Below are 14,496 nucleotides of genomic sequence, written 5' to 3'. Positions count from 1 at the left end.
AGCGTCAGGCGGCGGTGCGGCCGCCGTCGACGGTGTAGGCCGAGCCTGAGACGTAGCTCGCCTCGTCGGAGGCCAGGAAAGCGACGATCGAGGCGACTTCGCTGGCGAGCCCGAGCCGGCGCGCCGGGATGCGGTCGACGATCTTCTCGACCGGCGGCGGGGCATTGCCGCCGGAGCGGCCCTGCAGGATGGTGCTCAGCATCCGGCTCTCGATCATGCCGGGGCAGACGCAATTGACCCGCACGCCGGTGCCGGTGCATTCCCAGGCCGCGCTCTTGGTCAGTCCGATCACCGCGTGCTTGCTGGCGCTATAGACCGCGATCATCGGCGATCCCACCAGGCCCGCGATCGAGGCGGTGTTGATGATGCTGCCCTTGTTCTGCTTCAGCATCACCGGCAGCACATGCTTCATGCCGAGGAAGACGCCGACCACGTTGACGTCGAGCACCCGGCGGAAGCTCTCCAGCGAGTATTCCGGGATCGGCTTGATGTCGCCTTCGATGCCGGCGTTGTTGTAGAAGGCATCGATGGTGCCGAAGCGGTCGACGGCCGCGCGGACGTAATCCCTGACCTCATCCTCATCGGTGACATCGGCGGTGATCGCGAGCGGCTCGGCCGAGGCGGGAAGGTCCTTGATGGCGGCGGCCAGATCGGCCCCCTTGCGGTCGACTGCGACAATCCGCGCCCCGCGTTCGGCGAGCAGGTGTAGCGTGGCGGTTCCGATGACGCCGGCAGCCCCGGTGACGACGGCGACCCGGCCGTCGAGCCTGATGCGATCTGGCATGTTGGGTTTCCTCTGGCTGGTCCGGTTCGATCCGGATTTTCCTGGTTTTCACGCGCTGCCGCGTGCCTTCAGCGTGAGGACTATCACACGTGTCCCCAAAGGTGACCAGAGGCTGACCGGTGGGCCGGGGAGAGGTGGTCGGGTGCCCTTTCCCCGCCGTATTCGGCGTGTTAACCGGTGGCCTGCGAGCGGCCGATATCAAGGTAGACTGTCGCGAGCCCGATTCGCCCTTTAAAGCCGCGCGAGATGCTTCGAACCGTTGCCCTGACTGGCTTTGCGGCCTTGATTGCCGCCTCAACCATCTCGCTTGCGCCGCCCGCGCGCGCGCAGATCGGAACGATTTTCTCCGATCCGGCGCCGCGTCCGCCCGGCTCGATCCCGCGTGGCCAGGTGGCGCCGCCCAGCGACGACGACGAGGAAGTGCCGGAATTGCCGCGCGGTCGCCTGCTGCCGACGCAGCCACGCGCGTTGCCGCCGGGGCAGGCGGTGCCGCCGCCCGGCAGCGTGCAGTCGCAGCCCTTGGCGCCGCCGCCCGGTTCAACGGTCGCTCCGCCCGGGGTTGCCGTGCAGCCGCCGCAACCCAATGGGCCCGCCGTTGCCAACACGCCGCCCGGCGCCAACCCGCTGCCGCCCGGGCAGCGCCCCAAGGGCGCGCCGCAAGCTGCGCCTCAGGGCGCGCCCGGCACCGCGCCTCAGACGCCGGCCGCGTTGCAGCCCGGCGACGAGGTGGTGCAGGAGCCGCCGTCGACCAAGATCACCAACAAGAAGGCGAGCTTCTCCGGCCTCGACAAGATCACCGGACGCATCATCAATTTCGACGAGGATATCGGCGAGACCGTGCAGTTCGGCGCGCTGCGGGTGAAGACCGATGCCTGCTACACGCGGCCGTCGACCGAAGCCGCCAACACAGATGCCTTCGTCGAGGTCGACGAGATCACCTTGCAGGGCGAGGTGAAGCGGATCTTCTCCGGCTGGATGTTCGCGGCGAGCCCCGGCCTGCATGGCGTCGAGCATCCGATCTACGACATCTGGCTGACCGACTGCAAAGGGCCGGACCAGACCATCGTGACCGCCGCGCCCGATCCGCCGAAGGCACCGACGCCGCCTCCGCCGCCGGCCCAGAAGCGCGCGCCGCCGAAGCAGGCCGCGCCGCGTCCGCCGCCGCAGCCGTTGCCGCAATACCAGCAGCAGCCGCCACCTCCGCCGCCCCAGCAGCAGCGGCCGGGCGGGTTGTTCGGCGGATTATTCGGGAACTGATTGAGCAACCCGGATCGTGCCAGAGCACGGTCCGGGCTAAATCAATTGCGCGTCGCGATGATCGCCAGTGCGTCGGCGCCCTTGACGGGCTGTGTGGCGTCGAGCTTGCGGAAATCCGCCGGCGCGCCTGTGATCGCCTTGTCGAGCAGCGCGCGATAGCGGCGCCGCGAGATCTCGACCGCACCAAACGTCTTCAGATGCTCGGTCACATATTGCGTGTCGAGCAGTTCGAATCCGCCGGCGATCAGCCGTGCCACCAGATGCACCAGCGCGACCTTCGATGCGTCGCGTTCGGTGTGGAACATGCTTTCGCCGAAGAAGGCGCGGCCGAGGCTGACGCCATAGAGCCCGCCGACCAGATTGTCGTCCTGCCAGACCTCGACGCTGTGGCAATGGCCCGAGGCGTGCAGCCCGACATAGAGATCGCGGATGCGCTTGTTGATCCAGGTGTCGTCGCGGCCGGGCTGCGGTGCCGCGCAACCGGCGATCACGGCTTTGAACGCGGTATCGACGGTCACGGTGAAGGCATCCGAGCGCACGGTGCGCGCCAGGCGCGAGGCGACGCGGAAGCCTTCGAACGGAATCACGCCGCGCAATTCCGGCTCGACCCAGAACAGCGTCGGATCGTCGGCGCTCTCCGCCATCGGGAAGATGCCGCAGGCATAGGCGCGCAGCAGCACCTCGGGCGTGATCTCGGAGGAGGCGGAGTCGCGTGACGTCATGCCCGTGAAGATAGCAAAGCGCGGGCGGTCTTGCGATGGGCCCCCCGGCGTGGTCGCGACGTGTTGACGAAATGCGCCGGTTCCTCCACAAGCCGCGCCATTCGGCCGCAGTCACCCGAGACGGACTGCGCGGCCGTGCTACATTGCAACAAAAAGATGGCGGCGCCGCCGGGGACCTGTTCGGGACTTGGTGGCTTGCGCGCCCGACAATCAAAACAGTTGAGGGGGACACTGCATGAAGTCGTCATGGCGGACGTTTGCGCCGTTGCTGGTCTGGCTGGTGATCTATCTGGTGCCGGTGCCATCAGGGCTGAACGCCAATCAGTGGCACTATTTTGCGGTGTTCGCGGCCGTCATCACCGGACTGATCCTCGAATCGATGCCGGTCGGCGCGGTTGGCCTGATCGGCCTGACGGTTGCCGGCATCGGCGGCTATGTCGAGCCCGATCCCAACAAGTCGTTGCGCTGGATGCTCAGCGGCTTTTCCGAGAGCACGGTATGGCTGATCGTCGGCGCCTTCGTGTTCTCGATCGGTTACCGCAAGAGCGGGCTTGGCCGAAGGCTGGCGCTGCTCTTGGTGAAGGGGCTCGGCCGCCGCACCATCGGGCTCGGTTATGCGGTGGCGTTCTCCGATCTGGTGCTGGCGCCGGCGACGCCGTCCAACACCGCGCGCTCGGGCGGCACCATCTATCCGATCGTCAGCAACATCCCGCGCATCTATGGCTCGGAGCCGGGGCCGACCGCGGGCAAGATCGGCACCTTCGTGATGTGGACGGCGTTCGCGACCACCGCCGTCACCAGCTCGCTGTTCCTGACTGCGCTGGCGCCGAACGCCGCTGCGCTGTCGATCGCCAAGAAGCTCGTCAATATCGAGGTCGGCTGGTCCCAATGGTTCATCGGCTTCGCGCCGCTCGGCATCCTGTTGCTGATCGTGGTGCCGCTGCTGAGCTACGTCGTGTGCCGGCCGGAGATCAAGGCGAGCCCGGAGATCGTGACCTGGAGCGAGGGCGAGCTCGCCAAGATGGGGCCGCCGTCGCGGCACGAATGGATCATGGCGCTGCTGGTGCTGCTCGCGATGTTCCTGTGGATCTGCGGCTCCAACCCCAATATCAGCGTGCCGCTGCTCGGCTCGAACTTCATCAACGCGACCACGGTCGTGTTCGTCGTGATCTCGCTGATGCTGCTGACCGGCGTGATCTCCTTCGAGGACATCGTCGCGGAGAAGAGCGCCTGGGAGGTGTTCTTCTATTTCACCTCGCTGCTGACGCTGTCGTCTGGCCTCAACGAGATCGGCTTCATCAAATGGGTGGCCGATGGCTACGCGAGGCCGCTCGCCGGCACATCGCCGCTGGTCGGGATGATCCTGCTCGTCACCTTCTTTTTCTGGATCCACTATTTCTTCTCCAGCATCACCTCGCATACCGCAGCCGTGCTGCCGGTGGTGCTTGCCGTCGGCTCCAGCATTCCCGGCCTGTCGGTGCAGACCCTGATGCTGCTGTGCGTCTATTCGCTTGGCCTGATGGGCGTGATCTCGCCCTACGCCACGGGACCGGCGCCGATGTATTACGGCAGCGGCTATATCGGCAAAGGCGACTTCTGGAAATTCGGGCTGATCTTCGGCCTGATCTACTTTGCCGGATTGTTGCTGATCGTGTTGCCCTGGTTACAGACGATCGGGTAAAATAGCCACAATCCAGCGTGAAACAGCGCTCGACCGGAAAGGAGGGGCCATCCTTTCCGATTCTTAACGCGCTTTGTCAGACGGAAGCGTTCAAAATGCTTCCTCGAATGTGGCGCGCGCGGATTCTAGGGGACACATAGAGCCGCGTGAGCTCGTTCGTGTTTCTTCGTGGGCAAGTTATGGACCAGCAAGTAAAAGACCCGTCGATCGTCGCACCTGGACCTGTCAGGCGAGCGTCGCGTTGGCCGGGAATTCTGACCGGATTTCTCGTGCTGGCGGTGCTTGCTGGCATCGTCTGGTGGACGCGGCAGCAGGCCGCGCCACAGCAGGCGGGAGGCGGGCGCAACGCCGGGCCGATGTCGATCGTGCCGGAGACCGTCGGCAAGGGCGATATCGGCGTCAGCCTGAATGCGCTCGGCACCGTGACGTCGCTCGCGACCGTGACGATCCGGAGCCAGATCAGCGGCTACCTGATGAAGATCGATTTCAAGGAAGGCGATGAGGTCAAGAAGGGTGACCTGATCGCCGAGATCGATTCGCGGCCCTATGAGGCGACGCTGGCGCAGGCCAAGGGCACGCTGGCGCGCGACGAGGCGCAGCTCAAAGGCGCCCAAGTCGACCTCACGCGCTACCAGGGCCTCGCCACCCAGAACGCCGTGCCGCACCAGACGCTGGATACCCAGGTCGCGCTGGTCGCGCAGTATCAGGGCACGGTGGAAGCCGACCGTGCCGCGGTGAAGTCGGCCGAAGTGAATCTGCAATATTGCCACATCGTGTCGCCGATCAACGGGCGCGTCGGCCTGCGCCAGGTCGACCTCGGCAATTACGTGACGCCGGGCGACACCAACGGACTCGTCGTGATCACGCAGCTCGAGCCGATCAGCGTGCTGTTCACGCTGCCGGAAGACAATCTGCAGGCGGTCTCGAAGCGGCTGAAGGAGGGCGCGGTGCTGCCGACGGCGGCCTACGACCGCAGCGGCGCCAACAAGCTCGCCGAAGGATCGCTGCAAACCTTCGACAGCCAAATCGATGCGACCACCGGCACGATCAAGCTGCGCGCCCAGTTCGAGAACGACAAGCGCACGCTGTATCCGAACCAGTTCGTCAACATCCGCCTGCTGCTCGATACCCACAAGGACGCCATCACGATGTCGACCGCCGGCATCCAGCGCGGCGTCCCCGGCACCTTCGTCTATCTCGTCAACGCGGACAGCACGGTGTCGGTGCGGGCGGTGAAGATCGGCGTCACCGACGGCGACCGCGTCGAAGTGCTGTCGGGGCTGGTGCCCGGCGATCGCGTCGTGATCGACGGCGCCGACAAGCTGCGCGAGGGCGCCAAGATCGTGGTGCGCTCCGCCGCCGACGCCGCGAACCCGGCCGCTGCGGCCAAAGGTGCGGCGAACGGGGCTGCGAAGGGCGACGGCAAGGACGCAGCTGATCCCGGCGGCGGCCACCACAAGCGGTCCGAGGACGGGCAGAAGAAATGAACCCGTCGCGGCCATTCATCCTGCGGCCGGTGGCGACGACCCTGCTGATGATCGCCATCATGCTGTCGGGCATGCTGGCGTTCCGCTTCCTGCCCGTCGCGGCGCTGCCTGAGGTCGACTACCCGACTATCCAGGTGCAGACGTTCTATCCGGGCGCCAGCCCCGACGTGATGACGTCGTCGGTGACCGCGCCGCTCGAGGTGCAGTTCGGCCAGATGCCGAATTTGAACCAGATGAGCTCGGTGAGCTCGGCCGGCTCCTCCGTCATCACGCTGCAATTCGGCCTGTCGATCTCGCTCGACGTCGCCGAGCAGGAGGTGCAGGCCGCGATCAACGCAGCCGGCAATCTGTTGCCGACAGACCTGCCGGCGCCGCCGATCTACGCCAAGGTTAATCCGGCCGACGCGCCGATCCTGACGCTTGGCCTGACCTCGAAGACCATGCCGTTGACGCAGGTGCAGGACTTCGTCGACACAAGGCTGGCGCAGAAGATCTCGCAGCTGCCCGGCGTCGGCCTCGTCAGCATCAGCGGCGGCCAGCGGCCGGCGGTGCGGATCCAGGCCGACATCCGCAAGCTAGCGGCCTACGGGCTGAACATCGACGATCTCCGCACCACGCTCGGCAACGCCAACGTCAACACGCCGAAGGGCAATTTCGACGGCGCGATGCGGGCCTATACCATCAATGCCAACGATCAGATCCGCAACGCCAGCGACTACCGCTCGCTGATCATCGCCTACAAGAACGGCTCGCCGGTCCGCCTCAGCGATGTCGGCAACGTCGTCGACGGCGCGCAGAACGACAAGCTCGGCGCCTGGATGAACGAGACGCCGGCGATCATCCTCAACATCCAGCGCCAGCCCGGCGCCAACGTGATCTCGGTGGTGCAGGGCATCAAGGACCTGCTGCCGCAGCTGCAGGCGACGCTGCCGGCCGCGATCGACCTCAACATCCTGACCGACCGGACCATCACGATCCGGGCCTCAGTCCGCGACGTCGAATACGAGCTGTCGCTCGCCGTGATCCTGGTCGTGCTGGTGATCTTCGTGTTCCTGCGCTCGACCCGCGCCACGCTGATCCCGAGCCTGTCGGTGCCGCTGTCGCTGGTCGGCACGCTGGGTGCGATGTATCTGTTCGGCTTCAGCCTGAACAACCTGTCGCTGATGGCGCTGACGATTGCGACCGGCTTCGTGGTCGACGACGCCATCGTCGTGATCGAGAACATCTCGCGCTATATCGAGGAGGGCGAATCGCCGCTCGAGGCGGCGCTGCGCGGCTCCGAGCAGATCGGCTTCACGATCATCTCGCTGACGGTGTCGCTGATCGCGGTGCTGATCCCGCTGCTGTTCATGGGCGACGTCGTCGGCCGCCTGTTCCGCGAATTCGCCATCACGCTGTCGGTCACGATCCTGATCTCCGCCGTGGTGTCGCTGACGCTGGTGCCGATGGCCTGCGCGAAACTGCTGAAGCCGGAGAGCATGGCGCGCGAGAACACCTTCCAGCGGCTCAGCCGGGAAGGCTTCGACCATGTCATCGCGATCTACGGCCGGATGCTGAACTGGGTGCTCGACCGTCAGACCTTCGTGCTGCTGATCGCGCTCGCCACCTTTGGCCTGACCGCGCTGCTCTACGTCGTGATCCCCAAGGGCTTCTTCCCGGTGCAGGACACCGGCGTGATTCAGGCGATCTCCGAGGCGCCGCAATCGGTGTCCTATGCGGCGATGGCCGAGCGGCAGCAGCGGCTCGCCAGCGCGATCCTGAAAGATCCTGACGTCGAGAGCCTTTCGTCGTTCATCGGCGTCGACGGCACCAACACCACGCTCAACAGCGGCCGCATCCTGATCAATCTGAAGCCGCATGAGCAGCGCAAGGCCGGCGTCGCCACGGTGATGGACCGGATCAAGGCGAGCACGGCTGAACTGACCGGCATCACGCTCTACATGCAGCCGGTGCAGGACCTCACCATCGAGGGCACGGTGAGCCGCACGCAGTATCAGTTCATCCTGCAGGACGCCGATCCGAACGAGCTCGCGGAATGGACGCCGAAGCTGGTCGACAAGCTCCGCGAATTGCCTGAGCTCAGCGACGTCACCAGCGATATCTCCGCGCAGGGGCTGTCGGTGTTCGTCGACATCGACCGCGACCAGGCTGCCCGGTTCGGCATCACGCCGGCCACCATCGACAACGCGCTGTATGATTCCTACGGCCAGCGCATCGTCTCCACCGTGTTCACCAATTCGAACCAGTACCGCGTCATCCTCGAGGCCGATCCGTCGCTGCAGAACTCGCTGGATTCGCTGTCGTCGATCTATCTGCCGTCATCGGTCGGCACCACGCCGGTGCCGCTGTCGGTCATGGCCAAGATGCGGGTCGAGACCGCGCCGCTGCAGGTCTCGCATCTCGGCCAGTTCCCGTCGGCGACCGTCTCGTTCAATCTCGCGCCGGGCGCCTCGCTCGGCGGCGCGGTGACCGCGATCAAGCAGGCCCAGGCCGACATTAACCAGCCGCTCGGCATGATCACGAGCTTCCAGGGCGCGGCGCTGGCGTTCCAGTCCTCGCTGTCCAACCAGCTGTTCCTGATCCTGGCCGCGATCATCACGGTCTATATCGTGCTCGGCGTGCTCTATGAGAGCTTCATCCATCCGCTGACCATCCTCTCGACGCTGCCGTCGGCCGGCATCGGCGCGTTGCTGGCGCTGATGATGGCCGGACAGGATCTGACGATCATCGCGATCATCGGCATCATCCTGCTGATCGGCATCGTGAAGAAGAACGCGATCATGATGATCGACTTCGCGCTCGATGCCGAACGCAACGAGGGCAAGCCGCCGCGCGAGGCGATCTACCAGGCCTGCCTGCTCCGGTTCCGGCCGATCATCATGACGACGATGGCAGCCGTCCTCGGCGCGCTGCCGCTGATGCTCGGCAGCGGCGCCGGCTCCGAGCTGCGGCATCCGCTCGGCATCTCGATCGTCGGCGGCCTGCTGGTGAGCCAGCTGCTCACCCTGTTCACGACGCCGGTGATCTATCTCTGGTTCGATCGGCTGGCGCTGCGGTTTGCCGGGCGGGCGGACGAGGTCGGCGAGGCGAGCGGGTCGCGTTGAGCCATGGGTCCGTCAACGCCATTCATCCGCCGACCGGTCGCAACCACGCTGTTGACCTTCGGACTTGCGGCGGCCGGCATCGTGGCGTTCTTCAAGCTGCCGGTATCGCCGCTGCCGGCGGTGGATTTCCCGACCATCTCGGTGCAGGCGACGCTGCCCGGTGCCAGCCCCGAGGACGTCGCGACCACGGTGGCAAGCCCGCTGGAGCGGCATCTCGGCCAGATCGCCGACGTCAGCGAGATGACCTCGTCGAGCTCGGTCGGGCAGACCCGGATCACGCTGCAGTTCAACCTCAACCGTGACATCGACGGCGCCGCGCGCGACGTGCAGGCCGCGATCAACGCGGCGCGGGCCGATCTGCCGACCAGCCTGCGCAGCAATCCGACCTACCGCAAGGTCAATCCGGCCGATGCGCCGATCCTGATCCTGACGCTGACGTCGGATACGCTGACCCGCGGCGATCTCTACGATGCGGCGTCGACGGTGCTGGCGCAGAAGCTGTCGCAGGTCGAGGGTATCGGTCAGGTCGTGGTGGGCGGCAGTTCGCTGCCCGCCGTCCGCGTCGATCTGATCCCGCAGGCGCTCTACAAATACGGCATCGGCCTGGAAGACGTGCGCGCGGCGTTGTCGAACGCCAACGCCCACAGCCCCAAGGGCGGCATCGACGTCGGCGACCAGCGCTATCAGGTCTACGCCAACGACCAGGCCAACAAAGCCGCCGATTACAGATCTCTGATCGTGGCCTACCGCAACGGCGCGCCGGTCCATCTCTCCGATGTCGGCGAGGTGACCGACGGCGTCGAGAATCTGCGCAATGCGGGGCTTGCCGACGGCAAGCCGGCCGTGCTGGTCATCCTCTACCGCCAGCCCAACGCCAACATCATCTCGACCGTCGATCTGGTGAAGGCGTTGATGCCGCAGCTCAAGGCCTCGGTGTCGCCGGCGATCGATATCGGCCTAGCGGTCGACCGCTCGACCACCATCCGCACCTCGCTCCGGGATGTCGAGCGAACCCTTGTCCTCGCGGTGCTGCTGGTGGTCTTCGTGGTGTTCGCGTTCCTGCGCAGCGCACGCGCCACCTTCATCCCGGTGGTCGCGGTCTCGGTGTCGCTGGTGGCGACCTTCGGGGCGATGTATCTGTTCGGTTACAGCCTCGACAATCTGTCACTGATGGCGCTGACGGTGGCGACCGGCTTCGTGGTCGACGATGCCATCGTGGTGCTGGAGAACGTCACCCGGTACATCGAGGAGGGCCTGAGCCCGCTCGAGGCGGCGCTGAAGGGCGCCAACGAGGTCGGCTTCACCGTGCTGTCGATGAGCATCTCGCTGATTGCGGTGTTCATCCCGATCCTGATGATGTCGGGCATCATCGGCCGCCTGTTCCGCGAATTCGCGGTGACGATCTCGATCTCGATCCTGATCTCGCTCGCGGTCTCGCTGGCGACGACGCCGATGATGTGCGCCGTGCTGCTGCGGCCGGATACCGGCAGTCACGGCAGGCTCTATCAGATCAGCGAACGCTTCTTCGATGCGATGCTGGGCTTCTATCGAAGGACGCTGACCGGCGCGCTCGAACATCCCCTGAGCGTCGTACTGATCTTCTTCGTCACGATCGGTCTGACCGGCTATCTCTACGTCGTGATCCCGAAGGGCTTCTTTCCGCAGCAGGACACCGGCCGGCTGGTCGGCTCGATCCAGGCCGACCAGAGCGTGTCGTTCCAGCTGATGCAGCAGAAGCTCGCGCAGTTCGTCGGCATCATCAAGCGCGACCCGGCTGTTGAGACTGTGGTCGGTTTCACCGGTGGCGGGCAGACCAATTCCGGATTCGTGTTCGTGTCGCTGCGGCCGCTCGACCAGCGCAAGCTCGGCGCCGACGGCGTGATCGCGCGGCTGCGCCGCGAGATGGCGGTGGTGCCCGGCGCGAGCCTGTTCCTGCAGGCGGTGCAGGACATCAGGGTCGGGGGCAGGGCGTCGAACGCGCAGTTTCAGTACACGCTGCAGGGCTCGACGCTGGAGGAGCTCAACGACTGGACGCCGAAGATCGCGGCGGCGCTGCAGCGCGATCCGAACCTTGCCGACGTCAACAGCGACCAGCAAAACAAGGGCCTGGAGTCGGACCTCGTGATCGACCGCGACGCGGCGGCCCGGCTCGGCATCACGGTCAGCCAGATCGACAACACCCTCTATGACGCCTTCGGCCAGCGGCAGGTGTCGACGATCTACGTCGCGCGCAATCAGTACCACGTCATCATGGAGGTCGCGCCGCGCTACTGGCAGAACCCGGAGACGCTGAAGGACGTCTATATCAGCACCTCGGGCGCATCGGTCGGCGGGTCGCAATCGACCAATGCGGTGGCGGGCACCGTGGTGGCGTCGGGAACCTCGAGCGCGGCCAGTTCGGCCAACGCCCAGGCAGCGCGTAACCAGGCCACCAATTCGATCGGCTCGACCGGGAAGGGCGCGGCCTCGACCGGATCGGCGGTCTCGACCAGCAGCGAGACCATGATTCCGCTGTCGTCGGTCGCGGCCTTCAAGCAGGGCGCGACGCCGCTGGCAGTCAATCATCAAGGCCTCCTGGTCGCCAACACCATCTCGTTCAACTTGCCGCCGAACGTCTCGCTGAGCACCGCGGTTGCCAGCATCGAGGCGACCATGAACCGGATCGGCGTCCCGGCCACGATCCGGGGCACTTTCCAGGGCTCCGCCAAGGCGTTCCAGGATTCGCTCAACAACCAGCCGTTCCTGATTCTGGCCGCGATCATCACGATCTACATCGTGCTCGGCGTGCTCTATGAGAGCTACGTCCACCCGCTCACCATCTTGTCCACACTGCCTTCGGCAGGTGTGGGTGCCTTGCTGGCGCTGATGGCATTCAAGACCGAGTTCAGTATCATGGCGCTGATCGGCGTCATCCTGCTGATCGGCATTGTGAAGAAGAACGCCATCATGATGATCGACTTTGCGCTGGAGGCGGAACGCGGGCGCGGGCTGGAGCCGCTGGAGGCGATCAGAGAGGCCAGCCTGCTGCGCTTCCGCCCCATCATGATGACGACGATGGCCGCGCTGCTCGGCGCCGTGCCGCTGGCGATCGGCATGGGCGACGGCGGCGAGCTGCGGCAGCCGCTCGGCATCGCCATCGTCGGAGGCCTGATCCTGAGCCAGGTCCTGACGCTCTATACGACGCCCGTGATCTATCTCTACCTCGACCGGTTCCGCCTGTGGGCCCTGCGCGTTCGCCGTGGCGGCGCCATGCGGATGCCGGGCTCCTCACTTCAACCGGGCGAGTAAATGCCGACAGGTGCAGCGTTGCGAAGTCTTCAAATGATGCGAAAGCCGGTCCGGTTCCTGCGCCGGGCGGCGTTCGGCGGCCTAAGCCTTAGCCTGGGCATCGGCCTGTCCGGCTGCATCCCCGGGGTGGAGAAGCCCGAGCTCAGTCTCGAAGTGCCGGCGAGCTACAAGACTGCGGCCAAGGGCGATGCCGACGCGGCCGTTCCGGCGCTCGCCTGGTGGCGCGGCTTCCGCTCGACGGAGCTGACCGGGCTGATGGAGTCCGCGCAGCTCTACAATCTCGATATCGCGGTGGCGATCGCTCAGATCGTGCAGGCCGACGCCCAGGTCGGCGTGTCCGGCGCCGCGCTGCTGCCGTCGATCTCCGGATCGGCGAATGCCGAGAGTCAGCGGGTGGCAGCGGGATCGAGTACATCGCTCGCCGGCGGCAGCACTTTCTCGCAGTACAGCCTCGGACTGAGCGCGAGCTATATCGTCGATTTCTGGGGTAAGAACCGCGCGACGCTGTCGGCGTCGGAGGAGAGCGCCACCAGCGCCCGCTACAATCGCGAAGTGGTCGCCCTGAGCACGATGGCGACGGTGGCCAACACCTATTTCCAGGTGCTGGCGGCGCAGGACCAGATCAAGGTCACCCGCCGCAACCTGGCGGCGGCCGAACGCATCCTTGCGCTGATCAAATCGCAATTCGCCGGCGGCACCGCCTCGCAGCTCGATCTGTCGCAGCAGGAGGCGCTGGTTGCCACGCAGCGCGCCGCGATCCCGCCGCTCGAGGTGACGGTCGGGCAGAACATCGCGGCGCTCGCCGTGCTGGTGGCGCGCGCGCCGGCCAATTTCACGGTACGCGGCGGCAGCACCACGCAGATCGCGGTGCCGCGGGTGACGCCCGGGCTGCCGTCGGAACTGCTTTACCAGCGGCCTGACGTCCGCCAGGCGGAAGCGCAATTGGCATCCTCCAATTTCAGCGTCGACGCGGCGCGCGCGGCGTTCTTCCCGCAGATCCAGCTCACCGGCACCACCGGCTTCCAGAGCGCGGCGCTGGCCTCGCTGTTTGCGCCGGGCGCTTGGTACTACACGCTCGCCGCAGGGCTGACCCAGCCGCTGTTCGACGGCTTCCTGCTGGAGAGCCAGCTCAAGCTCGCCAAGGGCCAGCAACTGCAATACCTGCAGGCCTATCGCAAGGCGGTGCTGTCGGCCTTCGCCGATGTCGAGAAGGCGCTGATCGCGCTACAGAAGTACACGTTGCAGGAGCGCCTTCAGGCCGACGTCGTCGCCGCCTCACGCAAGGCGTTCGAGGTCGCCGAGACGCAATTGCGCGGCGGCACGGTCAACCTCATCACGGTGCTGCAGGCGCAGCAGACGCTGTTCACGGCTGAAAACAATCTGGTCACGGTCAGGCTCAACAAGCTGCTGGCGGCGAGCAGCCTGTTCCAGGCGCTCGGCGGCGGCTGGACGCCCGCCGGCACGCTCGCGGCGGCAGTGCCATGAGGTCGGTCATGCAGCGGTTCGTCACACCTTTCGTCATGGTCCTCTTGGCCCTCATCGTCGCGCTGGGCGCGCTTGCCGACACCGCTACCGCGCAGCAGCGGCCGCCCAACAGCGTTCCGCTGGCCTTCGGCATGAATGCCGACCAGGCCAGCCAGTCGCTCGGCGCTCCCCTGAACTACGTTCGCGGCACGCCGGGCAATGAACTGTTCGTGGCGCTGCCTAATGTCAGGGGCAGCGTGCTGTCGCGACGCAGCGACGGGCTCTATCTGCAATTCGGCAAAGGGCGCCTGATCGCCTGGAAGGGCGACTGGGGGACCAATCCGCAATGGGGGCTTGGACGATGACTGCCATCAGAGCACTGATCGCCTGTGCCGCCATCGCGCTCGGCACGGCTGCCGTGTCGGCACAGGAATTCGCCCCGCAGCGGCCGCTGCGCTACGGCAGCACGGGCGGGGCGTATTTCGACGGCAGGAATGACGATCGCGATTTCCGGAGCAACGGCTCGTTTCCGGGCAGCTTTGCCGCCGATCCCTTCAGCGCGGGTTTCGGCGCGGCCGGCCTGTTCGGCTCGACGCCGTATCACTCGGCGCGGCCGTATCCGTCGCAGGTGATCTTCGGCGCGCCCTGTCGGGATTGCCGGCCGTATCGGACGCGACGGCACCGCGACAGGCACGATTGAGGCGTCCGG

At 66.1% G+C, this 14,496-nt stretch carries 10 protein-coding genes; 8 read left to right on the top strand and 2 right to left on the bottom strand.

The features are described from left to right. Positions 1-4: 4 nt before the first annotated feature. Entirely contained in the window at positions 5-784 is a 780-nt protein-coding gene (locus JQ616_RS10675) for an SDR family NAD(P)-dependent oxidoreductase (RefSeq protein WP_212014192.1), read from the bottom strand. A 246-nt stretch (positions 785-1,030) separates the two neighbouring features. Between JQ616_RS10675 and JQ616_RS10670 the strand changes: the two genes are divergently transcribed. Beyond that, positions 1,031-2,041, top strand: coding sequence for a DUF2155 domain-containing protein (locus tag JQ616_RS10670; RefSeq protein ID WP_212014190.1), 1,011 nt, complete (start codon positions 1,031-1,033; stop codon positions 2,039-2,041). 41 nt (positions 2,042-2,082) lie between these two features. On the opposite strand, the gene aat is transcribed toward JQ616_RS10670, so the two are convergent. Then, the gene (gene aat, locus JQ616_RS10665) at positions 2,083-2,763 is read right to left on the bottom strand and encodes a leucyl/phenylalanyl-tRNA--protein transferase (RefSeq protein WP_212014188.1); all 681 of its coding nucleotides are present in this window, start codon (positions 2,761-2,763) and stop codon (positions 2,083-2,085) included. A 235-nt stretch (positions 2,764-2,998) separates the two neighbouring features. Here aat and JQ616_RS10660 point away from each other — a divergent pair, with 235 nt between their 5' ends. From JQ616_RS10660 to JQ616_RS10630, 7 genes are all read left to right on the top strand, one after another. Then, complete coding sequence (locus JQ616_RS10660; protein ID WP_212014186.1) at positions 2,999-4,444, top strand: DASS family sodium-coupled anion symporter; 1,446 nt, start codon at positions 2,999-3,001, stop codon at positions 4,442-4,444. Positions 4,445-4,623: 179 nt separating this feature from the next. Then, a complete protein-coding gene (locus JQ616_RS10655; RefSeq protein ID WP_212014184.1) occupies positions 4,624-5,931 on the top strand; it encodes an MdtA/MuxA family multidrug efflux RND transporter periplasmic adaptor subunit in 1,308 nt (435 codons plus the stop codon). Next, positions 5,928-9,035 (top strand): MdtB/MuxB family multidrug efflux RND transporter permease subunit, encoded by a 3,108-nt coding sequence (locus tag JQ616_RS10650; RefSeq protein WP_212014182.1) that lies wholly within the window; start codon positions 5,928-5,930, stop codon positions 9,033-9,035. The genes JQ616_RS10655 and JQ616_RS10650 overlap by 4 nt, the downstream gene beginning before the upstream one ends. 3 nt (positions 9,036-9,038) lie before the next feature. Next, positions 9,039-12,323, top strand: coding sequence for an efflux RND transporter permease subunit (locus JQ616_RS10645; protein ID WP_212014180.1), 3,285 nt, complete (start codon positions 9,039-9,041; stop codon positions 12,321-12,323). A 33-nt stretch (positions 12,324-12,356) separates the two neighbouring features. Then, positions 12,357-13,808: an efflux transporter outer membrane subunit gene (locus JQ616_RS10640; RefSeq protein WP_212014178.1), complete on the top strand. Its 1,452-nt coding sequence runs from the start codon at positions 12,357-12,359 to the stop codon at positions 13,806-13,808. A gap of 8 nt (positions 13,809-13,816) precedes the next feature. After that, a complete protein-coding gene (locus tag JQ616_RS10635) occupies positions 13,817-14,152 on the top strand; it encodes a hypothetical protein (protein ID WP_212014176.1) in 336 nt (111 codons plus the stop codon). Beyond that, entirely contained in the window at positions 14,149-14,487 is a 339-nt protein-coding gene (locus JQ616_RS10630) for a BA14K family protein (protein ID WP_249136610.1), read from the top strand. The genes JQ616_RS10635 and JQ616_RS10630 overlap by 4 nt, the downstream gene beginning before the upstream one ends. The last annotated feature ends 9 nt before the right edge of the window (positions 14,488-14,496 follow it).

Source organism: Bradyrhizobium tropiciagri, from assembly GCF_018130545.1.
Lineage (GTDB): Bacteria > Pseudomonadota > Alphaproteobacteria > Rhizobiales > Xanthobacteraceae > Bradyrhizobium > Bradyrhizobium tropiciagri_A.
This window is presented reverse-complemented; position numbering and strand designations above follow the sequence as displayed.